This window comes from Bradyrhizobium sp. USDA 4501, from assembly GCF_054062115.1.
This window is the reverse complement of the sequence record NZ_JBSSEX010000001.1, coordinates 1,016,852-1,040,544: the sequence shown is the minus strand read 5'-3', so window position 1 is coordinate 1,040,544 and position 23,693 is coordinate 1,016,852. Positions and strand designations below refer to the sequence as shown.

Below are 23,693 nucleotides of genomic sequence, written 5' to 3'. Positions count from 1 at the left end.
TGTGCCGGCCACGGGCTTGGTATGCTGGCGGTCACGGACAGCATTGGTTTTGGTGGCGTATTCCCCTATATGGGGCTCGCAAATCCCCCGCATGCGCTGACCTTTCGCGCCTGCGTCGTGCCATGACCAGTGTAGCCCAAATTTCCCATGACCACCGCGAGCGACCTGCGATCCGGAAAGACCCACCGCGACGAGAATTTCCCGGTCGCGTCGTGGATCATTCATCCGCGGCATCGTGCCCTGATCCTGGCCTTCTATAATTTCGTCCGCACCGCCGACGATATCGCCGATCACGCCACGCTGCCCGCCGAGGAGAAGCTGCGCTACCTCGACCTCATGGAGGCCGAGCTGCTTGGCAATGGCGACACCCAGAAGGAAGCGGTCAATCTGCGCCGCGCGTTCGCCGAGCGCAGCATGCCGCCGCGGCACGCGCTCGACGTGCTGGTGGCGTTCCGCCTCGACGTCACCAAGCTGCGTTACGAGAACTGGGACGATGTGATCGATTATTGCCGGTACTCGGCAATGCCGGTCGGGCGGTTCATGCTCGACGTGCACGGCGAGGATACCTCGACCTGGGCGGCGTCGGACGCGCTCTGCGCCGGGCTGCAGATCAACAACCATCTGCAGGACTGCGGCAAGGACTACCGCAACCTGAACCGTGTCTATTTGCCGCGCGATGCCCTGGCCGCCGCGGGCGCGACCGTCGAGATGCTCGGCGAGGCGAAATCGCAGCCGGCCCTGCTCAAATGCCTGCAGGCGCTCGCCGTGCGCACCGAGGCGCTGCTCGACCAGAGCAAGTCGCTCGCCGCCGAGGTGAAGGATTTCAGGCTGGGGCTCGAGATTTCCGTGATCCAGGCGTTCGCCGACAAGATCGTCAACATGCTGAAGGTGCGCGATCCGCTCAGCGAGCGCGTGCATTTGAGCCCGCTCGAACTGCTGCTGCAGAGCCTTGGCGGCGTGGCCGGCGAGACGGCGCGGCGTGCGACCGGACGGCGTGCGGTCTCCAAATCGGCGGCTGGCGCATGAGCGTGGAGGCGGCGGCCAACGCAAATTACGGAAGCACCGCGTCGGGCAGCTCGTTCTACGCCGCGATGCGCATTCTGCCGCGCGCGCAGCGCGAGGCGATGTTCCAGATCTACAGCTTCTGCCGGCAGGTCGACGACATCGCCGATTCCGACGGCCCGCGGCCGGAGCGGCTGGCCGCGCTGCAGCAGTGGCGCGACGATATCGACGCGCTCTATGCGGGGCATCCGCCGGAGCGGCTGAAGGACTATGTCGCCTCGGTGAAGACCTTCGGCCTGAAGCGCGAGGATTTTGTCGCGATCGTCGACGGCATGGAGATGGACGTGCCGCAGGACATCCGCGCGCCGGATCTCGCGACGCTCGATTTGTATTGCGATCGCGTCGCGAGCGCGGTCGGCCGGCTGTCGGTGCGCGTGTTCGGCCTGCCCGAGGACGACGGCATCCAGCTCGCCTATCACCTCGGCCGCGCGCTGCAGCTCACCAACATCCTGCGCGACATCGACGAGGATGCCGGCCTCGGCCGGCTCTATCTGCCGCGCGAATGGCTCTGGCACGCCGGCATCACCAATAACGATCCGGCCCGCGTCACCGCCGACCGCGCGCTGCCGAAGGTGTGCGCGCCGCTGGCCGAGCGGGCGAAGATGCATTTCCAGAAATCCGACGAGATCATGAAGCGCAATTCGCGCCGCGCCGTGCGCGCGCCGCGGATCATGTCGAAATACTACCGCGCGATTCTCGATCTTCTGATCGCGCGCGGCTTCACCGCGCCGCGCGCGCCGGTACGTGTGTCCAAGGCCGCCAAGATCGGCATCCTTCTTCGTTACGCGATCATCTGATGCAAAAGACCGTTCATATCATCGGTGCCGGCATTTCCGGCCTCTCCGCGGCCGTGCGCCTCGCCAATGGCGGCTACAAGGTGTTCGTCCATGAGGCAACGCAGCAGGCCGGCGGCCGCTGCCGCTCCTATTTCGACGCGGCCACCAGTCTCACCATCGACAATGGCAACCATCTGTTGCTGTCGGGCAATCGCCATGCGCTGAGCTACGCGCGCGCGATCGGCACCGAGGCCGGTCTCGTCGGGCCTGCGCGCGCGCAGTTTCCGTTCGTCGATCTTGCCAGCGGCCGGCGCTGGCAGCTCGACCTCGGCGATTCCCGCCTGCCGCTGTGGGTGTTCGACGAGGCGCGCCGCGTCCCGGACACTAGCCTGCGCGACTATCTCGCCTTGGCGCCGCTGGCTTGGGCCGGCACCGGTGCGCTGGTCGGCAACACTATTCCCTGCAAGGGCACGCTGTATGACCGCCTGGTGCAGCCGCTGCTGCTCGCCGCATTGAACGTCGATCCGCCGGAGGGCTCGGCCGGGCTCGCGGGCGCGATCGTGCGCGAGACGCTGCTCGCGGGCGGGCAGGCCTGCCGTCCGTTGATCGCGCGCGACGGCCTGAGCTCGGTCCTGATCGAGCCGGCCGTGAAGCTGCTGCAGGAGGGCGGCCACAGCGTCCAGTTCAGTCACGAATTGCGTGCGCTCGGCATGTCGGGTGATCGCATCAGTGAGCTCGATTTTGGCAATGGCGACAAGGTCGCGCTGGGAGCCGACGACGCCGTCGTGCTTGCGGTGCCGCCGCGGGCCGCGGCCGCGCTGCTGCCCGGCCTGAAAACCCCGACCAAATTCCGCGCCATCGTGAACGCGCATTTCCGCGTCGATCCGCCGCGCGACGCTGCGCCCATTCTCGGCGTGGTCGGCGGCCTCGTGGAGTGGCTGTTCGCGTTCCCGCAACGGCTGTCGGTGACGATCAGCAACGGCGACCGCCTGGTCGACATGCCGCGCGAGGAGCTCGCGCTGGCGATCTGGCAGGACATCTGCGAGGCCTCGGGGGTTTCCGGCGACCTGCCGCCCTGGCAGATCGTGCGTGAGCGCCGTGCCACATTTGAGGCGACGCCGGAACAGAATGCCCTGCGTCCGGGGCCCGCGACGGCGCAAAAAAACCTGTTCCTTGCCGGCGACTGGACTGCTACCGGGTTGCCGGCAACCATCGAGGGATCGGTGCGATCGGGGGATCGCGCCGCCGATCTGGTTCTGGCCAGACGTTAGATTCGACCTGTTGGCGCGTTTTCGAGCGAAGTGGCTACCGGTTCGCGTGAAGAAAACGCGACCAAACAGAAGGACAAGAACGTGATCCGAAGCAATCGGATCATGCTCTGGAGCGGCCGCGGCTTTCGATCAGCCGGCCCGCGATGAAGAGGATATCGAGCGAAATGCTTGCGAGAGATCACAGCGTTGCAGTCGACCCGGTCGCGCTGGAGAAGAGCATCTCCAAGGCAACCGAAGCGCTGCTCGGCTACCGTCAATCCGACGGGCACTGGGTGTTCGAGCTCGAGGCCGACAGCACCATTCCGGCCGAGTACATCCTGCTGCGTCACTACCTGGCCGAGCCGATCGATGCCGGGCTCGAGGCCAAGATCGGCAACTATCTGCGCCGCGTCCAGGGCGCCCATGGCGGCTGGCCGCTGGTGCATGACGGCCCGTTCGACATGAGCGCCAGCGTGAAGTCGTACTTCGCGCTGAAGATGATCGGCGATTCCGTCGACGCGCCGCACATGGCGCGGGCGCGCGAGGCGATCCGTTCGCGCGGCGGCGCTTCGGGCAGCAACGTGTTCACGCGATTCCTGCTCGCGCTCTATGGCGTCGTGACCTGGCGCGCGACGCCGGTGCTGCCGATCGAGATCATGCTGCTGCCGATGTGGTCGCCGTTCCACATCAACAAGATCTCCTACTGGGCGCGCACCACCATGGTGCCGCTGATGGTGCTTGCCGCGCTGAAGCCGCGTGCGAAGAATCCGAAGGGCGTCGGCATCGACGAACTGTTCCTGGAGGATCCGAAATCGGTCCGCATGGCGCCGAAGGCGCCGCATCAGAGCGCGAGCTGGTTCTATCTGTTCCGCTCGCTCGACGCCGTGCTGCGGGTAATCGAGCCGATGTTTCCGAAGAGCCTGCGCCAGCGCGCGATCGATGCCGCGCTCGCCTTCACCGAAGAGCGGCTGAACGGCGAAGACGGCATGGGCGCGATTTATCCGCCGATGGCCAACATCGTCATGATGTACGAGGCGCTCGGCAAGGACGAGAATTTCCCGCCGCGCGCCACCACCCGCCGCGGCATCGACAAGCTGCTCGTGATTAGCGAACACGAGGCCTATTGCCAGCCCTGCGTTTCGCCGGTGTGGGACACCGCGCTGGCCTGTCATGCGCTGCAGGAAGCGGGCGGCGACGACACCCTGGCCAAGGCCAGGCAGGGCCTCGACTGGCTGAAGCCGCGCCAGGTGCTGGACCTGAAGGGCGATTGGGCGGTCAAGGCGCCGGACGTCCGCCCGGGCGGCTGGGCGTTCCAGTACAACAACGACCATTATCCCGATCTCGACGACACCGCGGTGGTCGTGATGGCGATGGATCGCGTGCGGCGTCATACCGGAACCAGGGAATATGATGAGTCCATCGCGCGCGGCCGCGAGTGGATCGAGGGGCTGCAGAGCCGCGATGGCGGCTGGGCCGCATTCGACGTCAACAACCTCGAATATTACCTCAACAACATCCCGTTCTCCGATCATGGGGCATTGTTGGATCCGCCGACCGAGGATGTCACCGCGCGCTGCATCTCGATGCTGGGCCAGCTCGGCGAGACCGCCGAGAGCAACAAGGCGATGGCTGACGGCGTCGCTTATTTGCGCCGCACCCAGCTTGCCGAGGGCTCCTGGTACGGCCGCTGGGGCCTGAACTACATCTACGGCACCTGGTCGGTGCTCTCGGCGCTAAATGTCGCAGGGGTCGATCGCAACGACCCGATGATTCGGAAGGCGGTCGACTGGCTGGCGTCAGTCCAGAATCAGGACGGCGGCTGGGGCGAGGACGCCGTCAGTTACTGCCTGGATTACAAGGGTTATGAAGTTGCGCCTTCGACCTCCTCGCAAACGGCATGGGCTTTGCTTGGATTGATGGCGGCCGGAGAGGTCGAAAATCCCGCTGTTACGCGCGGGGTGGAGTACCTAAAGGCAACACAGACGGAAAAAGGGCTGTGGGACGAGCAGCGATACACAGCTACGGGGTTTCCGCGGGTATTTTACTTGCGATATCATGGCTACTCGAAGTTCTTTCCGCTCTGGGCGCTGGCGCGGTATCGAAATTTGAGAAGCACCAATAGCAGGGTGGTAGGGGTCGGGATGTGATTGTTGAGGCGGGGGCCGCCGAGACCGTGGGCAGTAGAATTGATCCTCGGCCGGTATTGATTGTGACTGGATTGGTGCAGGAGGCTCGCATCGCGGCAGGCCCCGGCATGATCGTAATCTGCAGTTCGAGCGATCCGCAGCAGCTGCGTGAGTTGCTGGCGACGCTGGATCCGAGCACCTTCCGTGGCGTGATTTCGTTCGGCGTGGCCGGCGGGCTCGATCCGTCGCTCAAGTCAGGCGACGTCGTGGTTGCGACCGAGGTGATGTCGGGCGATACCCGTTTCCTGGCCGCATCCGCGCTGAACGAAGAGATGATCGCCAGCGCCGCGCTGAAGCGCCGCAGGATCGTCCGCGGCAGTCTCGCCGGCGTGGAAGAGGTGATCGCGGCAAAGGCCTGCAAGGCCGCTCTGCGCTCGATGACGGGCGCAGCCGCAGTCGATATGGAGAGCCATATCGCGGCGGCCTATGCCGCCAAGGCCCGCATTCCGTTTGCCGCATTGCGCGTAATCAGCGATCCCGCGCACCGGGCGCTACCGGAACTTGCGAAATCCGCGGTGAAGCCGAACGGCGACATCGACCTGCGCAAGGTGCTGCGCGGCATCGCCCGCAATCCACGGACGCTGCGCGCGCTGGTGTCGACCGGAATTGACTTCAACCGCGCGCTGCGCTCGCTGCGCAGCTGCCGCGGCTTCCTGCTCGGCAACGAGGTGTTGATGCCGGTAGAAGACGTTCTGATCACGGCGAAGGCGGCCTGATCCGCTGCGCCGGGCAGGGACCGGGTTTCTCACCGCATCAAGCTCAACTCACAGGCCCGGTCGCATCGCGATCGGGCCTTTTGCTTGTGTGCCGAGTATGAACGACAGCTTGGAGGTGGAAGTCCTCTATCCAGCCTGATGACGGCGAAGGATTAGCGAAGCGCAAGGGCGTCATCGCGAGGTGGGGTCTGAAGACAGCGTGGAGCAAAGCCGCGGCTCGATGGACAATTACCGGATAACGAGGCCTACCCGGCCGGACGAGCGAGCATGTGATCGCGAAGTCCATAGTCATCAAGGGTCGGGGTGGTAAATCCGGCGAGCGTGCGGTGAAGGCGGTCGGTCTTACCTCGGGAGGTCTGTGCTGTGTCCCGGTAACGGGACTGAGGTCGTCGTAAGGCGACTTGACCGCAGCGCAGAAGTCAGCAGCGGGCATAGTAGGCGGTGGCGTGCCGTCGAAGGCCCAAACGGTGGAAGTGGCCAGTAGAACGGTGATCTCGCGCGAGCCATGCGGCAGAAGAATCAGGTCGAGCTGAACTTGGGCACCGGAGCGAAGGGTGAAGCCCCGAACGCCGCCGCCCAAGAGTCCGAAGCGCGCGCGGCGGCCACCGCCCTCGAACGCCCGGCGGCCGCAGGGCCGTCGATGGAAGCGGTAATCGAGCGTGAGAACCTGAAGACGGCGTTGGCGCAAGTGACGCGCAACAAGGGCGCGGCGGGCGTCGATGGGATGACCGTCGATGAGTTGCCGGCCCACCTGAAGGAGCACTGGCTAGCGATCCGAGCCCAGTTACTTGAGGGCACCTACAAGCCGCAGCCGGTGCGGCGGGTGGAGATACCGAAGACGTCGGGCGGCCTGCGGCCGCTCGGCATCCCGACGGTGCTCGACCGCTTGATCCAGCAGGCGGTGATGCAGGTGCTGCAGGCGGATTGGGACGGGACGTTCTCCGAGACCAGCTTCGGCTTCCGGCCGGGGCGCTCGGCGCATCAGGCGGTGGAACGGGCGCAGACGTACATTGCGGCCGGCCACAGCTTCGTGGTGGACATCGACCTGGAGAAGTTCTTCGACCGGGTCAACCACGACATCCTGATGAGGCTCGTTGCCAAGCGGGTGACTGACAAGCGCCTCCTGAAGCTGATCCGCGGATTCCTGAATGCGGGTGTGCTGGAGAGAGGGCTGGTCAGTCCGACGGAAGAGGGTACGCCGCAGGGCGGTCCGCTCTCGCCGCTATTGTCGAACCTGATGCTGGATGTGCTGGACAGGGAACTGGAAAGACGCGGCCATCGCTTCGTGCGCTACGCCGATGACTGCAACATCTATGTGCGCAGTCGGAAGGCGGGCGAGCGGGTGCTGGCGGGCATCGAACGGTTCCTCGAAAAGCGCCTCAAGCTCAAGGTCAACAAAGCCAAGAGCGCGGTCGCCAAACCGAGCGTTCGCAAGTTCTTGGGCTTCAGCTTTATCGGTGGGAAAGAACCGCGTCGGCGCATCGCGCCGCAGGCACTTGCCCGCTTCAAGGCGAAGGTCCGAGGACTGACACGACGCACCTGCGGCCGAAGCCTCGCGCAGATTGCCAAGGAACTATCGCGCTATCTGATCGGATGGCGCGGCTACTTCGGCATCTGCCAAACCCCGTCGGTGTTGCGCACACTTGACGAATGGCTCAGGCGGCGGTTGCGCGCCATCGCCTGGAAACAATGGAAGCGCGGTGACACTCGCTTTGCCGAGCTGCGACGCTGCGGCGTCGGCCGGGATCTGGCGGCACAAACCGCCGGCAGCCCGCATGGCCCTTGGCGGCTCGCGAACAGCCCCGCGCTCACCATCGCCATGCCAATCGCGTTCTTCAGGGCACTCGGCTTGGCTTCCGTCGCGGCACAGCAGCCCGCATAATCCACCGAACCGCCGGATACGGACCCGTATGTCCGGTGGTGTGGGAGGGGAGAAGCCGCGAGGCTTCCCCCTATCCCGATTGATGCCCAAAGGTTTCGCTCGATGCCACGCTGTTCCGGTTCCACGCGGTCAGCGGACTTGCGCGTCGGCTGTGCGGTGAGAGACCCCGCATATCCGTGTCCCTCGGGCCGGTGGGGTCGCGCGGCCAGCCTCTGACGACTTGCCAGCAGCGCGCCGGCGCCCCGGGAAGGGCCCTACGCGGACCGCGCTGGGTCGACGCTTGACAGCTACGGCTATTCATCCGAAAATGAACTATGATCCTTTATTCATGAATTAAGGTTCACTATGGCAATCGCTGCCGTTCGCCTCAACCAACTGGTCGAAACCAAAGCGCGTATTCTCGATGCCGCCAGGGAGGCCGTGGCGCTGAGTGGCTGGAAGGACGCCCAGATCGCCCTGATCGCCTCACGGGCCGGCGTGGCCACGGGCAGCGTGTATCGCTACTTCGACTCCAAGGCGGACCTGTACGCGCAGGTGCTCGCCCTGGTGTCCGAGCGCGAGGTGGCTGTCGTCGCCGCGATCGTCGAGGCGGAAGGCTCGGCGTCCCAGTGCCTGGTCGACGCGATCTACACTTTCGCGGTCCGGGCGATGCGCGGCCGCCGCCTGGCGTACGCGTTGATCGCCGAACCCTGTGAACCCGAGATCGACGCGGCGCGCCTGAAATACCGGGCGGCCCTGGCCGATCAGATCGCAAGGCTGGTTCGGCGCGGTATCGCCGGCGGTGAGTTCGTCGAGATCGACGCGAACGTCGCGGCATCCTGCGTGACCGGCGCCTTCATGGAGGCGCTGGTCGGTCCCCTTGCGCCCGAAGCGGCCCCCGATTCCGACGCGGCGAAGGCGATCGCACAGTCGATCGCGGGGCTTTCCGCGCGCATGCTGTTTCGCCACGCCACGCCTGAACTCATCCCTGTATCGCGAGTCTCCGCATGAACGCGCGCGTCCAGCCGGTTGCCGTCGCTGAAGCGAAAGCCGCTCCGTTTGCGACCCATGAAGTACGCAATCAGGCGCGGCCGGCGCTCGGCTTCAATGCGTTCGATGACGACCGCGCGCTGAGTGGCCTGATCGCGACGATCGCGCCGTGGGCGAAAGACAAGCTTTCCGCACTCGGAGCTCATGCCGGCAGCGAATCCGTGCAGGAGGCGGCACGGCTGGCCAACGAGCACGAACCGAAGCTCCTGACCCATGACCGGTATGGCAACCGCAATGATTGGGTCGAATTTCATCCGGCCTGGCATCAATTGATGGCGCTGGCGTTCCGGAGCGAGGTGCATAGCCTCGCCTGGTCGACGCGCGAACCACACGGCCATCTGGCGCGCGCGGCGCTGAGCTATCTCTGGAACCAGATCGAGAACGGCGTCGGTTGCCCCACCGGGATGGCGTACGCCGCGATCGCCGGGTTCTCCGGCAAGCCGCAATTCAATTTGTGGCGGGAGCGAACGCTGGCGGCGGACTACGATCCGCGGCGGCTTCCGATCGAGGCCAAGCGCGCCGCGGTCATCGGTTACGCCATGACCGAAAAGCAGGGCGGCTCCGATCTGCGTGAGACCCAGACCACCGCGCGCTTTGTCGAGCGCGGCGCGCATGGCGAGATCTATGCGCTCACCGGCCACAAATGGTTCTTCTCGGTGCCGGTGGCCGACGGATTCTACACGCTGGCGCGCACCCAGTCCGGCGTCAGCTGCCTGTTCGTGCCGCGCCTGCTGCCCGATGGCAGTGCCAACCGCATCCACATTCAGCGTCTGAAGGACAAGTGCGGCAACCGGTCGAACGCGTCGAGCGAGATCGAGTACCACGATACGTGGTCGATCCTGGTTGGCGAAGAGGGCCGCGGCATCGCGGAAATCCTTTCGCATGCCCATCTGACGCGGCTGGATTTCGCGGTCGGCTCCGCCGGGCTGATGCGCCAGGCGCTGAGCCTCGCCCTCAACCACGCGCAAACGCGAACGGCGTTCGGCAAGCCGATGTCCGAGCTTCCGATGCAGCGCAACGCGCTCGCCGACCTCGCGCTCGAGAGCGAGGCGGCGATGCTCGGCGCGTTTCGGGTCGCGCGCGCGACCGACGGCCTGCAGACAAGCGAACACGAGCGATTGCTGGCGCGGGTCGCGACACCCGTGATGAAGTTCTGGAACTGCCAGCGCGCGCCGGCCTTCACCTATGAATGCCTGCAGGTGCATGGCGGCAACGGCTTCATCATGGAGAATCCGATGGCCCGGCTCTATCGCGAGGCGCCGTTGAATTCGATCTGGGAAGGTACCTCGAACATGATGTGCATGGACGTTTTGCGCGCCATGCAACGCGATGCGAATTGCCGGGACGCATTCGTCGACGAGTTGCGTGCGAGCAGGGGCCTCAATCCGGTCTATGACCGAAGCACGGACGATCTCGCCGATCGCTTGCGTGCTCGATACCCGGACGACGGGCATGCGAGAGCACTCGTCACCCGCATGGCGCATGCGCTGCAGGCCGCCGAGATGCTGAAGCATGGCGACGCCGCTGCCGCCGAACTGTTCGTGAAATCCAGGCTTGGCGCGGACGGGATGCAGGTATTCGGCGGGCTTCCATCGACGGAAGGTCTTGGCGCCATCGTCGAACGTGCCTCCGTCATCCATCACTGAGGGTCCAAGTCATGCGTCAGACCGAAGTTTGTGCCGTCAGCGATGTCAGGGCCGTCGTCGGAGACGAGGAGTGGGCAACCCGCGTCGACCTTGCGGCGTGCTACCGCCTGGTCGCGCTCTACGGAATGACCGACCTGATCTACAATCACATCAGTGCACAGGTCCCGGGGCATCACGATCAGTATCTGATCAATCCCTATGGCATGCTGTACGAGGAGATCACGGCGTCGAGCCTCGTCAAGATCGACATCGAGGGCCGGACCCTGCTGCAGCCCGACCACGGCTACAACGTCAACGTGGCCGGCTTCTATCTGCACGCCCCGATCCATCGCGCGCGGCCCGACGTGAACTGCGTTCTCCATACCCACACCAGGGCTGGCACCGCGGTCAGCGCGCTTGCCGAAGGGCTGTTGCCGCTGTCGCAGACGGCGATGCGGTTTCACGGTCGGATCGGTTATCACGATTTCGAGGGGCCGGCGATCGATCGGGAGGAATGCGACCGGGTCGTCGCTGATCTCGGTCGCAACAATGTGCTGGTGTTGCGCAATCATGGCCTCCTGGTGTGCGGCAACACGATTCCGCAGGCGTTCAACGCGATCTACTGGCTGGAGCAGGCCTGCCGGATCCAGGTCGACGCGCTCGGCTGTGGCCGGCCGCTGCATGCGCCGACCGAGATGGCGATCGGCAACACGGTGACCTGTTTTGCCGGCACCGAGATCACGCTGGACAATGAGCGCGACACCAATCCGGTGCTGAATGAAGCGGCGCAAAATCTGCAAGCCGGGTACGGCCTGCTGGAACGGCCGGCGCTGCGGCGCAGGCTCGACCGCATCGACGGGAGCTACGCGCAATGAGCACGGCGCTGGCGGCGTTGCGGATCGGCTTCATCGGCGCCGGCCGCGTGGCGCAGACGCTCGCGCCGGCCTTCGCCTGCGCGGGGCTGAACGTCGCGGCGTTCTACAACCGCGGTGCCGATGCCGCGCAGCGGCTCGGATCCCGCATCCCGTCGGCGCGGCCGATGACGGATGCGCAGCAGGTCGTCGACCGCTGCGACATGGTTTTCCTGACCGTGAGCGACGATGCGATCCTGCCGGTCTGCCGCGACTTGCGCTGGGAGCCGCGTCACCGCGTGGTTCATTGCAGCGGCGCGACCGAACTGGCCGCGCTCGATCATGCGAAATCCGCAGGCGCCGCGACCGGCGGATTTCATCCGATGCAGATGTTTGCCAATCCCGACGTCGCGCTCGAGGGGTTGCGCGGATGCACCGTCGGCATCGAGGCAGAGGGCGACTTCAGGCGTGACCTGGAATTGCTTGCGACCCGCATCGGGTGTGAACCGCTCGCGCTGCCGGCCGGTGCGCGGGCGCTCTATCATGCGTCCGCCTATTACGTCGGTCCGTTCCTGATCGCGCTGCTCAAGGAGGGCGTCGAGCTCTGGAAGAGCTTTGGCGCCAGCGAGACCGACGCGTTGCGCGCGATGATGCCGCTGCTGCGGGGGACGGTCGCGGCTGTTCTCGACGGTGGCCTCGCCAACGGCATGGGCGGCTGCGTGGCGCGCGGCGACGTCGGAACGATCCTCAAGCATCTCCGGGCGCTGGATGAGCGCTTTCCTCCCTCCGGCGCGCTGTATCGCGAGCTCGCCCTGCGCAACGTCCCGCTCGGGATCGAGCGCGGCACACTCAGTGCACCGCGCGCGGCAGAGATCGAGAGATTGCTTCTGCGCACGAGATCGGAAGAGCATGCGGCATCCTGATTCAAAGAAAAAAGCCCCGGTTCGCTGAACCGGGGCTTTCATGTGTGTGCCGAGCATGACCGGCAGCTTGGAGGTGGAAGTCCTCTATCCAACCTGATGACGGTGAAGGATTAGCGAAGCGCAAGGGCGTCATCGCGAGGTGGGGTCTGAAGGAAGCGTGGAGCAAAGCCGCGGCCCGATGGACAAAAACCGGATAACGAGGCCTACCCGGCCGGACGAGCGAGCACGTGATCGCGAAGTCCACGGTCATCAAGGGGCGGGGTGGTAAATCCGGCGGGCGTGCGGCGAAGGCGGTCGATCTTACCTCGGGAGATCTGCGCTGCGTCTCGGCAACGAGACTGAGGTCGTCGTAAGGCGATCTGACCGCAGTGCAGAAGTCAGCAGAGGGCATAGTAGGCGGAACGAGTTTCGCCGAAGGCCTGAACGCTGGAAGTGACGAGTAGATGCAGCGATATCGCATCGGCCATGCGACTGAATTCCGGGCAACTGGCCTCGGAACGGCGGGAAGGGGTGAAACCCTGACTGACGCTGATCAGAGGAGTCGAAGCTGGCGCGACGATTGCTGACACCCAAACTACGGCGGCAACAGAACAACTCTTGCCGCTTAATCCAGCGAACCGCCGTATACGGACCCGTATGTACGGTGGTGTGGGAGGGGAGGGCTGCGAGGCTCCCCCCTATCCCGATTTCTGCTTTCGCTCACATCGCGCGTCAGGCGGCGGTCGAGGCCTTCGCTTGCTGCTTGGCGGCGGCGGCCGCAGCCTCGTCGCGGCGGATCTCCGAGAGCTTCTTCTGCACCTGCTCGGCGAAGATGTACTGCGCCGGACGCTGCTTCGACATGTCGATCTCGGGCGCCATCGGGCCCGATGTCCTGATGCCGCGCAGCGCAACCCACATCGCCTTCAGCGGATTGTTGATCGCGGCGGTCGCCGCGGTCGGCTCGTAGCCGCAATGGGCCATACAGTCGGCGCACTTCTCGTACTTGCCGGTGCCGTAGGTGTCCCAGTCGGTGGTGTCCATCAGCTCCTTGAAGGTCTTGGCGTAGCCTTCACCGAGCAGATAGCAGGGCTTCTGCCAGCCGAAGATGTTGCGCGCCGGCATGCCCCAGGGCGTGCACTCGTATTCCTGGTTGCCGGCGAGGAAGTCGAGGAACAGGCCGGAATGCATGAAATTCCACTTCTTGCCCTTGCCGAGCGCAAAGACGTCGCGGAACAGCTTCTTGGTCTTGGTGCGGTTGAGGAAGTGCTCCTGGTCGGGCGCACGCTCATAGGCGTAACCCGGCGACATCGAGACGCCGACGCCGAGCTCGGTGGTGAAATCGAGGAACTTGGCGATCTCCTCGGCCGGATGACCATCAAAGATTGTGGCATTGACGTTGACCGTGAAGCCGCGCGCCTTCGCCGCCTTGATCGCCGAGACGGCGCGATCGAACACGCCCTTCTGCGACACCGCCTTGTCGTGATGATCCTTCAGGCCGTCGAGATGCACCGAGAAGAACAAATAGGGCGACGGCTCGAACAGATCGAGCTTCTTCTCGAGCAGCAGCGCATTGGTGCACAGCGAGACGAACTTCTTGCGGGCCACGAGGCCGCGCACGATCTCGCCGATTTCCTTGTGGATCAGCGGCTCGCCGCCGGGGATCGCCACCATCGGCGCGCCGCACTCATCGGCCGCATCCCAGCATTCCTGCGCCGTCATGCGGCGATTGAGGATCGCATCGGGATAGTCGATCTTGCCGCAGCCGACGCAGGCGAGGTTGCAACGGAACAAAGGTTCCAGCATCAGCACGAGCGGATAGCGTTTGCGGCCAAGCAGCTTCTGCTTGATCAGATAACCGCCGATACGCATTTCCTTGAAGAACGGTATAGCCATTAGACGATTTCTTTCTGCACTTATCAAAGGGATGTGGGTTCAGATCAGCCCGCAGTCAGTTCGGCTGGCAGCCGGAATTCGATATTCTCTTCTCGGCCCGGAACGACCGAGACCGACACCGGTCCGATCCGCCGCAGAGCCTCGATCACATCGTCGACCAAAACTTCGGGCGCAGAAGCGCCCGCGGTAATGCCGACGGCCTTCGCATCCTTGAGCCAATCCGGATTGAGTTCGCTCCCATCGGCAATGAGATAACTCGCGACGCCGACCTCGGTGCCGATTTCACGAAGCCTGTTCGAGTTGGAACTGTTGGCGGCCCCCACCACCAAAATGACGTCAACCAGTTTGCTGAGGTCCCTTACCGCAGATTGGCGGTTCTGTGTCGCATAGCAGATATCCCTGATATCCGGGCCTTGAATATCTGTAAATTTTGCCTGAAGGGCCGCGATGATGTCCCTGGTGTCGTCCACGGACAGGGTGGTCTGGGTGATGTAGGCGACCGGCGTATCGCTCGGCAGCCTCAGTTCCGCCACGTCCTGGACACTCTGGACTAGGAGGACCGGCCCCGGAACCTGGCCCATGGTTCCCTCGACCTCGGGATGGCCGGCGTGCCCGATCAGGATCAGGGCGCGGCCCTTCGAGATATAGCGCTTGCCCTGGTTGTGGACCTTGGTGACGAGCGGGCAGGTGGCATTGAGCACCGGCAGATCGCGGGCTTCCGCCTCCTCCTCGACGCTCCTAGCAACGCCATGGGCACTGAAGACGGTCACCGCCTTGGCCGGCACTTCCGAGAGGTCCTCGACGAAGATCGCGCCCTTCTTCTTCAGGCTCTCGACGACGTGTTTGTTATGCACGATCTCGTGGCGGACATAGACCGGCGGCCCATACTTCTCGAGCGCGCGTTCGACGATCTCGATCGCGCGCACAACGCCCGCGCAAAAGCCGCGCGGCTGAGCAAGAAACACTTCCATCTGACGTCCGTTACGCAAATTGCACCAATCTCGTTCAATGCCCTGCGGCCTTTTCGGCAACGCACTCCACAGGTCGGACGTCGCAACGTCAGTTGCAATGTCTGAGCCATCACAGTTCCTGGACGGGATCTGCGCCCCAAGCGCATGGAAATACAGCGATTTGTGGCAAAAAGGTAGCGGTTCGATGGGGGCGTGGTCACGGACGAGGGGCGTTAGAGGTAGTATGGTGTGGATTTCGACCCCTGCGACCGTCCGTCTCCCTCACTTGTTCGTCACTTTATCGCCCACTGATGCGGTTTATACCGGCCATTCGTGGCCGTTCCTGTGGTTTGGAACCTCCTCGCCGTCCCGTCGAGGAAGATAACCAAAACAACATTAGATCGGTCCCGGGAACTCCGCTACAGAGCGGGCGTTTTCGGCCATGCTTCCCCGAGATAGAAAGAAACGAAGTGCTGACAAATATTGTCGTCTCCGTTGTTAGAACCTGTACGCGTTTTGCCCTTCCGGTTGTGATTATCTCTGTCCTGTTGTCGATCGGCGCCGGCTTCTACACGGCCCGCAACTTCTCGATCAACACCGACATCAACAAGCTGATCTCGCCGGATCTCGATTGGCGCAAGCGCGACAACCAGTTCGAGGAAGCATTTGATCGCGAGCGGCTGATCCTGGCGGTGGTCGAGGCAGCGACGCCGGAGCTGACCAGCTCGGCCGCGAAGGCGCTCACCGCGAAGCTGCAGGCCGACAAGAAGAACTTCGAAGCGATCACCGCGCTCGGCTCCGGCGAATTCTTCGAGAAGAATGGCCTCTTGTTCCTGCCGACCGAAGAGGTCGGCAAGGTCGCGGGCCAGCTCGAATCGGCTGCACCGTTGATCGAGATCATGGCCGGCGATCCCTCGATACGCGGCCTGACCGGCGCGCTCGAGACCGGCCTTGCCGGCGTCAAGCGCGGGCAGGTCAAGCTCGACAATGCCGCGCCGCCCTTCAACCTGATCTCCGAGACGGTCGAGACCGTCCTCGCCAAGGGCAACGCGACCTTCTCGTGGCGCGAGCTCACCAGCGACAAGCCGCTGACCGATTCGGACAAGCGCGCCTTCATCGAGATCAAGCCGATCATCGACTATTCGGCGCTGGAGCCGGGCAAGGCCGCGACCGATGCGATCCGCCAGGCGGCGGCCGATCTGAAATTCCCGACTGAATATCACGCGCGCGTTCGCCTGACCGGACCGGTGCCGATCGCCAACGAGGAATACGCCACCGTGCAGGACGGCGCGATCACCAACGGCATCGGCACCGTGGTGATCGTGCTGGTCATCCTCTGGATGGCGCTGCATTCCGGCAAGATCATCTTCGCCGTGTTCGTGAACCTGTTCATCGGGCTTGCCATCACCACGGCGGTCGGCCTGATGATGGTCGGCTCGCTGAACCTGCTCTCGATTGCCTTCGCCGTGCTGTTCATCGGCCTCGGGGTCGACTTCGGCATCCAGTTCAGCGTCCGCTACCGCTCCGAGCGCTTCAAGAACGACAATCTGACGCTGGCGCTGGAAAACGCGGCGCGCCGCTCGGCGGTGCCGTTGTCGCTCGCCGCGATGGCGACCGCTGCCGGTTTCCTCTGCTTCCTGCCGACCGACTACAAGGGCATCTCGGAGCTCGGCAAGATCGCCGGCGCCGGCATGCTGGTGGCGTTCGTCACCAGCATCACGGTGCTGCCGGCGCTGCTCGATCTGCTCAATCCGCCCGGCGAGAAGGAGCCGGTCGGCTACGCCTTCCTGGCGCCGCTCGATAACTTCCTGGAGAAGCATCGCGTTCCGATCATCGTCGGCACGCTGCTGGTCACGGTCGCGGGCCTGCCGCTGCTCCATTACATGAAGTTCGACTTCAACCCGATCAATCTGCGCAATTCCAAGGTGGAATCGATCGCGACCTTCCTCGACCTGAGGAAGGATCCGAACACCGGCGCCAATGCCATCAATGTGATGACGCGCTCGGAAGCCGACGCCAAGAAGATCGAGGCCAAGCTCGAGAAGCTGCCGGAAGTGTCGCGCGTGATGTCGCTCGACAGCTTCGTGCCCGACGACCAGCCGGCCAAGCTGAAGCTGATCGCGCAGGCGGCCAAGACGCTCGGCCCCGCGCTCAACCCGGATTCGGTCGATCCGGCGCCGTCGGATCAGGAGAATGTCGAGTCGCTGAAGAGCTCGGTCGACGGCCTGCGCAAGACCGCGGGCGACGGCAAGGGGCCGGGTGCGCTGGCCGCGCGCCGGCTCGCCGACGCGCTGCAGAAGCTCGCCGATGCGAATGAGGCGACCCGCGACAAGGCGCAGGACGTATTCGTCGCGCCGATGAAGATCGTGTTCGATCAGCTCCGCAATACGCTGCAGGCCCAGACCGTCACGCTGCAGAACCTGCCGCCGGAACTCGTCGCCAGCTGGAAGACCAAGGACGGCCTGATGCGTGTCGAGGTGGAGCCGAAGGGCGATCCGAACGACAACGACAATCTGCGCCGCTTTGCCGACGCCGTGCTCGCCGCCGAGCCGACCGCGATCGGCGGACCGGTCTCGATCCTGAAGTCGGGCGACGTCATCGTGAAGGCGTTCATCCACGCCGGCATTCTGGCGCTGGTCACGATCAGCCTGCTGCTGTGGCTCACGCTGCGCCGCGTCGTCGACGTGCTGATGACGCTGGTGCCGCTCCTCGTCGCCGGCATCGTCACGCTGGAGATTTGCGTCTTGATCGGGCTGCCGCTCAACTTCGCCAACATCGTCGCGCTGCCGCTGCTGCTCGGCGTCGGCGTGGCGTTCAAGATCTACTATGTCACGGCGTGGCGCCAGGGCAGGACGAATCTGCTGCAGTCGAGCCTGACACGCGCGATCTTTTTCAGCGCGCTGACCACGGCGACCGCGTTCGGCAGCCTGTGGCTGTCGAGCCATCCCGGCACCGCCAGCATGGGCAAGCTGCTGGCGCTCTCGCTGGTCACCACGCTCGCGGCGGTGTTGCTGTTCCAGCCGGCGCTGATGGGCAAGCCGCGCGAGGTCAAGGAGGAGGACATCGCCAACGACGTCACCTGACGCGTTGGCGATTCGCTGTCGAACCGGCTTGGCGGCAGGCGCCGCCGAGCCGCGATGTCAGCGGACGGTGTTCCCGCAGGTTTCCGCTAATGCGTCGGTCGCGCGATGTCGGGGAGCAGGCAGATATCGCCCACGGCGTCAGCCTGCGCATTGGCATTGCCCGGGGCCTGCTTTTGCCCCGGCTTGGTGGCCGGCGCCACGGCACCGGTGGTTTTCTGCGGTGCTGTTGACTTGGGCTGGGTGCCCTTCGCCGCCGGGCTGCCGGCGGCGCTCACCGGAATCGGCGGACCGACGCGGGTCCAGGTCTCGCCGCCGCACAGGAAGCCGAGCACGCAGCCCTGGATTTCGAGCTGATCGGTGCCGACGGGCTTGATGGTCGAGCTGTAGAGCTGTCCGTCCTTGGCGTTGTAGACCTGACCTTCCCACGCATCCGCGCCGGCCTTCTTCTTCATGTCGATCAGGATCGGCATGCCGAGCGTCGGCCTGCTCTGCTTCGCAGGATCAGGATTGTTCTTATCCTTGCCGCCTGGGGTTTTTTCCCAAGACACCGCACCCCACATGTTGCCATTACACTGGGCGACGCGGATGGTGGCGACACCGTCAGCGACCTTCCAGTCGCCGGTCGGGTCCGCTGCAAGTGCCGGTGATAATACGGTGGCCAAAAATAAACCTGAAAAGGCTATTGTACGCGCGAAAGTTCTTGGGCAGTGCAACATGGTCCAAACCTGTGCTTAACTGGACGATCCGAGCGGGGGTCAAAACGCCGCTAGCGAGCGTTTTAAGTTGACGAGATGGCCATCAACCGACGTATGTAACGAATGGTAAGTTCCAATTTAGACGTTTCCGAGATTTTTGTGGAGCGCGAGGGGCAGCGCGGTGCCATGCACACGCGTCACCTCAACGAGCAGCTCGTTCGCGTTCTCAAGACCATCGGCTACGACGTCGGCTTCCAGAAGGGGCAAGGCCAATACCTCTTCGATCGTCAGGGGGCTCGTTACCTTGATCTATTGAGCGGATTTGGCGTTTTTGCGATTGGCCGCAATCATCCGGCCCTGCGCCAGGCGCTGAAGAGCGTGCTCGACGCCGATCTGCCCAATCTCGTGCAGCTCGATGTCTCGACGCTCGCCGGCGTGCTCGCTGAACGTCTTCTGGAACATGTTCCATACCTGGACAAGGTGTTTTTCGCCAATTCCGGCGCCGAAACCGTCGAAGCCGCGATCAAGTTCGCGCGTGGCGCGACCGGCCGCCCCGGTATCGTCTATTGCGGGCATTCGTTCCACGGCCTGTCCTACGGCGCGCTGTCGCTGACGGATGATTCGAATTTCCGCGGCGGATTCGAGCCGCTGCTGCCGGGCTGCACTCCGATTCCCTTCAACGATCTCGAAGCGCTGGAGAAGGCGCTGTCGTCGCGCCAGGTCGGCGCCTTCATCGTCGAGCCGATCCAGGGCAAGGGAGTCAACATGCCCACCGACGAGTTCCTGCCCGGCGCGCTGGCGCTGTGCCGCAAATACGGCACGCTGTTCATCGCCGACGAGATCCAGACTGGCATCGGCCGCACCGGAAAATTCCTCGCGATCGAGCATTGGGGCATCGAGCCGGACATGGTGCTGCTGGCGAAGGCGCTGTCCGGCGGTCACGTGCCGATCGGCGCGCTGCTGACGCGCAAGAACATCTTCGACAAGATCTTCAACCAGATGGACCGCGCGGTCGTGCATGGCTCGACCTTCGCCAAGAACGATCTCGCGATGGCCGCCGGCATTGCCACGCTCGACGTCATCAAGGCCGAGAAGCTCGTCGAGAACGCCGCCAAGCGCGGCGCCGAGCTCCGTCTTGCGCTGACGCGCATGGTGCCTGGCTATGAACTGATGAAGGAAGTTCGCGGCAAAGGCCTGATGATCGGCGTTGAGTTCGGTCCGCCGAAATCGCTGCGGCTCAAGGCGTCGTGGAATCTGCTGGAGACCGCCAACAAGGGCCTGTTCTGCCAGCTGATCACGGTGCCGCTGTTCAAGGATCACAAGATCCTGACCCAGGTCGCCGGCCACGGCCTCCACACCATCAAGCTGCTGCCGCCGCTCATGATCACCGAAGAGGACTGCACCTGGATCGAGAAGTCGTTCGACGACGTGATCGCCGGCAGCCACAAGGTGCCCGGCGCGATCTGGTCGCTCGGCAAGACGCTGGTCGACAACGCGGTGCGCAAGTCGGCGTAGTTTCGAACCTGTAGCCCGGATGGAGCGAAGCGAAATCCGGGATTCTCGCAACTGGCAAGTGAACTGCACCCCTGATGTGAGACACGATAATCAGGGACAGGTGCCGAGCGCTTGAGGCGGCTGGGCGGGTTGATGGGTTACGGGCGCGATGCGGGGCTGCTGCGCAGCAGCCCCGCATCGCGGTAAACTTGCTTCGAACTCGGCTGGCGGCCGATAAGCCAGGGCCGAGTGTAGCCGTTGGCGATTGTACACCTCCTCGATGAAGGCGCCGATTGCATTTCTGGCATGCTGCGCATCGCGGTAAGTCTGGCCGTTGACCTCCTCCTGTTTGAGGGTCTTCATGAAGCTCTCCGCCTTGGCATTGTCGTAGGGATTGCCGACCCGGCTCATGCTCGGGGCAATGTCGTGCCGCTGAAGTAGGTCCGTGTAGTCGCCGCAGGCGTACTGGATGCCGCGATCGGAGTGGTGGATCAGGCTACCGGGCGTCGGCTGGCGCGCCGCCAACGCCATGGAGAGCGCTGTAACCGCCAGACGCGCCTCCAGGTGCGTTTCCAGAGCCCAGCCGATCACGCGCCGGCTGAAGGCATCGAGCATGATGGCGAGATAGGCGAACTCCTCCTGCAGACGGATGTAGGTGATGTCCGCCACCCAGAGCTGGTCGAGGCCATCAGGCACCATGCCGCGGGCGAGGTTCGGTACCACGCGCCAGGGGTGGCGCGAGTCTGTCGTCACAGGCACGAACGGCCGCTGCCGCAAGCACAACAGATTGTCCTCTCGCATCAGGCGCAGCACGCGTTTGCCGTTCACCGCCAAGCCCTCACGGCGCAACTGGGCGGCGATCCGGCGATAGCCGTAATGCCGATAGGCAAGCGCCAGCCGCTGGATCGCGTCCCGCACGCCGGTTTCTTCGGCACGTGGGGCGGAAGCCGCCCAGTGCCGGTAATAGCCGGCCCGACTGACGCCAGCCAGCACGCACATCCGCTCGATCGTCAGCTCGCCTTGCCGCGGGGGCATCGTCATCGCCTGGATGACCGCGTAGACCCCGTCACGCCAGGCCCGGTGCTCGGCCGGCGTGCTTCCTTGACCCGCCGCAAGGCTTGCCGAAAAAAATCCAGTTCAATCTGCTGCTGGCCGATCTTGCGCTCAAGCTCGGCAATGCGCTCCGGCGCACCAGGGTCGGCAGTCGCAACATCGCGTGCCCGCTCCTTCACGCTCGGCGCAACCGCATCACTTTTGCGCGGCCGGCCGATCGGCCGCAGCGCCTCCGCCCCGCCGGCACGAAATAGATCGCGCCATGCATAGAGGTCCTTACGCAACACATTCAGCTCCTGGGAAAGAGCCTTTATGCGCTCACCCGCCAGAATGCGACGGACCGCCTCGAGCTTAAACTCTCGGCTGAAAACACGGGGTGATTTGTTGGACATACATTCTCCGTTAGAGAACTGTCCCTAATTTCCCGTGTCTCACTTTTGGGGTGCACTCCAAAGACCGTTCCCGGATTGCGCTTCGCTGCATCCGGGCTACAAGATTTCACCCCTCCTTGTTGGCGCGCATTGCGCCCTCGAACTTGTCGCCGAACTCGGAGAGCTCGTCGGCGCCGAGATCGCTGACCGCCCAGTAGTTCAGGCCGCGGTCGCTCCAGCGGCGGATGTTGAAGCCCTGCAGTGTCGAGATCTTCGCCGCCTTGCGTTCGGTGTTCGCGGTCTGCGCCACGAACAGGTTGATGACGTGCTGGCGCCGCTTGTAGACCACGGCGCCGATCTCGCGGGCGTTGACGTAGTCGAGCCGGCCGCCGATCAGCGTGAAGCCCTGCGCGGTGAGATCGATCACCGGCGGCGAGACGTCGAGCTTGCCGTTGAACCAGGGCTTGACCGTATGCTGATCCGTCGAGATCACGTCGGTGAGGTGGCCGGCCTGCAGCGAACGCAGATGCGCCGACACCACCTCGTTCTCGATGCGCTGCTCGTCTTCGTTGCGCAGCACGATCGCGACAAGGCCGGTCGCTGCCATCGCCGACACCGCGGAGCCCAGCGCGAAGCCGCGCAGCACCGAGCGCCGGGTCGGCGCCGCCTGCGCTTGCGGTTGCGGCAGTGACTTCTCGATCTTGCGGCGCAGCTCGAGCGGCGCCTTGTAGCGCAAATCGCTCTCGGCGATCGCCTGGCGGATCTCCTGATACTCCTTCATGAGCGCGGCACAATGCGCGCACCCCTCGACATGGGCTTCCACTTCGCGCGCATGGCCGGCGTCGAGTTCGCCGTCGATCAGCGCGTGGATCAGCACTTCGGCTTCCTCGCAGGTCATTTCACTTGCTCCTGTTCCGCAAGCCAGGCCGATCGCAGCATGGCGCGGGCGCGCGCGAGGCGGGACATCACGGTACCGACCGGCACGGCGGCGACATCGGCGATCTCGCGGTATGAAAGATTCTGGATTTCCCTGAGCACGAAGGTCTCGCGGAACGGCTCGGCAAGCGCCGCGACCAGCTTGCGCACGGTCTCGCCGTCGAAGCGGCGCAGCAGCTGCTTTTCCGGGGTCTCCGGGGCTTCATTCCACAACGGGGTCTGCTCGCCGCCTTCGGGCAACTCCTCGACCGCGGTCGGGGCGGTCTTGCGCCTTGCATATTCGGCCCGGCAGACATTGCGCAGGATCGCGAACAGCCACGGCTTCATCGCAGGTCCGCGGTAGCTGTCGAAATGCTTGTAGGCGCGCAGATAGCATTCCTGCACCGCATCCTCGGCGTCGGCGGCGTCGCGCAGCAGATAGCGGGCCAGCGTATAGGCGTCGTCAAGGTACGGCAGCGCGGCCTCGCGGAAGCGCCGCGCCTTTTCGGGATCGTCTTGCGACGCGTTGACAACCATCGTGTCCTGCCCGGCATGTCGAGAGACGGCTCGTGCCCGGCCGGGGGCGGAGGGCCACCGGCCGGGCATGGTTGTGATTGTATGGGTTGTCACGTTAGCCAACCTTGACACTGCCTGTCATGTGCGGATGCAGCGAGCAGAAATACTTGTACTCGCCGGGCTCCGTGAAGGTGAACGAGAAGGTGCCGTCGGTATCCATGGTCTTGGAGCGGAATTTGCCCGCGCACACCACGGTGTGCGGGATGTCGTCGCGGTTGGTCCAGGTCACGGTCGTGCCGACCTTCACCTCGAGCTGGGGCGGGGTAAACGAGAAGTTGTCGATGTGAACCGCGGTATCTTCGGCGCGGGCCGCCGTGACCGGCAGCAGCATGGTCGCGACCACGGCGATCCCGAAGTCGCGTCGATTGATCGAACTCATCGGTC

The 23,693-nt window shown here is 64.4% G+C and carries 20 protein-coding genes; 12 read left to right on the top strand and 8 right to left on the bottom strand.

All coding sequences use genetic code 11. The annotated features are described in order from the left end of the window. Window positions 1–147 precede the first annotated feature (147 nt). From hpnC to ACVWZM_RS04965, 10 genes are all read left to right on the top strand, one after another. Window positions 148–1,026 (top strand): squalene synthase HpnC, encoded by an 879-nt coding sequence (gene hpnC, locus ACVWZM_RS05010; RefSeq protein WP_076833033.1) that lies wholly within the window; start codon window positions 148–150, stop codon window positions 1,024–1,026. Continuing rightward, window positions 1,023–1,859, top strand: coding sequence for a presqualene diphosphate synthase HpnD (gene hpnD, locus ACVWZM_RS05005; protein WP_076833035.1), 837 nt, complete (start codon window positions 1,023–1,025; stop codon window positions 1,857–1,859). The genes hpnC and hpnD overlap by 4 nt, the downstream gene beginning before the upstream one ends. Further along, window positions 1,859–3,109: a hydroxysqualene dehydroxylase HpnE gene (gene hpnE / locus ACVWZM_RS05000; protein ID WP_076833038.1), complete on the top strand. Its 1,251-nt coding sequence runs from the start codon at window positions 1,859–1,861 to the stop codon at window positions 3,107–3,109. The genes hpnD and hpnE overlap by 1 nt, the downstream gene beginning before the upstream one ends. Before the next feature lie 164 nt (window positions 3,110–3,273). Continuing rightward, window positions 3,274–5,235 (top strand): squalene--hopene cyclase, encoded by a 1,962-nt coding sequence (gene shc / locus ACVWZM_RS04995; protein WP_076833041.1) that lies wholly within the window; start codon window positions 3,274–3,276, stop codon window positions 5,233–5,235. Then, on the top strand, window positions 5,232–5,990 hold the full coding sequence (locus tag ACVWZM_RS04990) for a phosphorylase (RefSeq protein ID WP_076833044.1): 759 nt from the start codon (window positions 5,232–5,234) through the stop codon (window positions 5,988–5,990). Before shc ends, ACVWZM_RS04990 begins: the two co-directional genes overlap by 4 nt. Window positions 5,991–6,495: 505 nt before the next feature. Beyond that, complete coding sequence (gene ltrA / locus ACVWZM_RS04985) at window positions 6,496–7,872, top strand: group II intron reverse transcriptase/maturase (protein ID WP_456816111.1); 1,377 nt, start codon at window positions 6,496–6,498, stop codon at window positions 7,870–7,872. Between the two features lie 345 nt (window positions 7,873–8,217). After that, complete coding sequence (locus ACVWZM_RS04980) at window positions 8,218–8,862, top strand: TetR/AcrR family transcriptional regulator (RefSeq protein WP_057015695.1); 645 nt, start codon at window positions 8,218–8,220, stop codon at window positions 8,860–8,862. Then, window positions 8,859–10,547, top strand: a complete 1,689-nt coding sequence (locus ACVWZM_RS04975) for an acyl-CoA dehydrogenase family protein (protein WP_076833046.1) — start codon at window positions 8,859–8,861, stop codon at window positions 10,545–10,547. The genes ACVWZM_RS04980 and ACVWZM_RS04975 overlap by 4 nt, the downstream gene beginning before the upstream one ends. Window positions 10,548–10,558: 11 nt before the next feature. After that, on the top strand, window positions 10,559–11,401 hold the full coding sequence (locus ACVWZM_RS04970) for a class II aldolase/adducin family protein (protein ID WP_168856429.1): 843 nt from the start codon (window positions 10,559–10,561) through the stop codon (window positions 11,399–11,401). Then, window positions 11,398–12,300, top strand: coding sequence for a Rossmann-like and DUF2520 domain-containing protein (locus ACVWZM_RS04965; protein WP_168856430.1), 903 nt, complete (start codon window positions 11,398–11,400; stop codon window positions 12,298–12,300). The genes ACVWZM_RS04970 and ACVWZM_RS04965 overlap by 4 nt, the downstream gene beginning before the upstream one ends. Before the next feature lie 711 nt (window positions 12,301–13,011). Here ACVWZM_RS04965 and hpnH read toward each other — a convergent pair. Beyond that, entirely contained in the window at window positions 13,012–14,172 is a 1,161-nt protein-coding gene (hpnH, locus tag ACVWZM_RS04960) for an adenosyl-hopene transferase HpnH (RefSeq protein ID WP_028331712.1), read from the bottom strand. A gap of 44 nt (window positions 14,173–14,216) precedes the next feature. Next, window positions 14,217–15,143, bottom strand: coding sequence for a 4-hydroxy-3-methylbut-2-enyl diphosphate reductase (ispH, locus tag ACVWZM_RS04955; protein ID WP_076833051.1), 927 nt, complete (start codon window positions 15,141–15,143; stop codon window positions 14,217–14,219). Between the two features lie 449 nt (window positions 15,144–15,592). On the opposite strand from ispH, the gene hpnN reads away from it, so the two are divergent. Further along, window positions 15,593–18,205 (top strand): hopanoid transporter HpnN, encoded by a 2,613-nt coding sequence (gene hpnN, locus ACVWZM_RS04950; protein WP_057015691.1) that lies wholly within the window; start codon window positions 15,593–15,595, stop codon window positions 18,203–18,205. A gap of 86 nt (window positions 18,206–18,291) precedes the next feature. Here the strand turns inward: hpnN and ACVWZM_RS04945 are convergent, their stop codons facing one another. Further along, window positions 18,292–18,921 carry a DUF2147 domain-containing protein gene (locus tag ACVWZM_RS04945; RefSeq protein ID WP_057015690.1) on the bottom strand — a complete coding sequence of 210 codons (630 nt, stop codon included), beginning with the start codon at window positions 18,919–18,921 and terminating at the stop codon, window positions 18,292–18,294. Window positions 18,922–19,023: 102 nt separating this feature from the next. Here ACVWZM_RS04945 and hpnO point away from each other — a divergent pair, with 102 nt between their 5' ends. Beyond that, complete coding sequence (hpnO, locus tag ACVWZM_RS04940) at window positions 19,024–20,415, top strand: aminobacteriohopanetriol synthase HpnO (protein WP_057015689.1); 1,392 nt, start codon at window positions 19,024–19,026, stop codon at window positions 20,413–20,415. A 90-nt stretch (window positions 20,416–20,505) separates the two neighbouring features. On the opposite strand, the gene ACVWZM_RS04935 is transcribed toward hpnO, so the two are convergent. From ACVWZM_RS04935 to ACVWZM_RS04915, 5 genes are all read right to left on the bottom strand, one after another. Further along, the gene (locus ACVWZM_RS04935; protein ID WP_456852134.1) at window positions 20,506–21,429 is read right to left on the bottom strand and encodes an IS3 family transposase; all 924 of its coding nucleotides are present in this window, start codon (window positions 21,427–21,429) and stop codon (window positions 20,506–20,508) included. Between the two features lie 2 nt (window positions 21,430–21,431). Continuing rightward, window positions 21,432–21,839, bottom strand: a complete 408-nt coding sequence (locus ACVWZM_RS04930; protein WP_168857970.1) for a helix-turn-helix domain-containing protein — start codon at window positions 21,837–21,839, stop codon at window positions 21,432–21,434. Window positions 21,840–21,945: 106 nt separating this feature from the next. Beyond that, window positions 21,946–22,716, bottom strand: coding sequence for an anti-sigma factor family protein (locus ACVWZM_RS04925; RefSeq protein WP_168856431.1), 771 nt, complete (start codon window positions 22,714–22,716; stop codon window positions 21,946–21,948). Then, window positions 22,713–23,270 (bottom strand): sigma-70 family RNA polymerase sigma factor, encoded by a 558-nt coding sequence (locus ACVWZM_RS04920; RefSeq protein ID WP_168856432.1) that lies wholly within the window; start codon window positions 23,268–23,270, stop codon window positions 22,713–22,715. The genes ACVWZM_RS04925 and ACVWZM_RS04920 overlap by 4 nt, the downstream gene beginning before the upstream one ends. Window positions 23,271–23,364: 94 nt before the next feature. Next, window positions 23,365–23,688: a cupredoxin domain-containing protein gene (locus ACVWZM_RS04915; protein ID WP_028331706.1), complete on the bottom strand. Its 324-nt coding sequence runs from the start codon at window positions 23,686–23,688 to the stop codon at window positions 23,365–23,367. Between the last annotated feature and the right edge of the window lie 5 nt (window positions 23,689–23,693).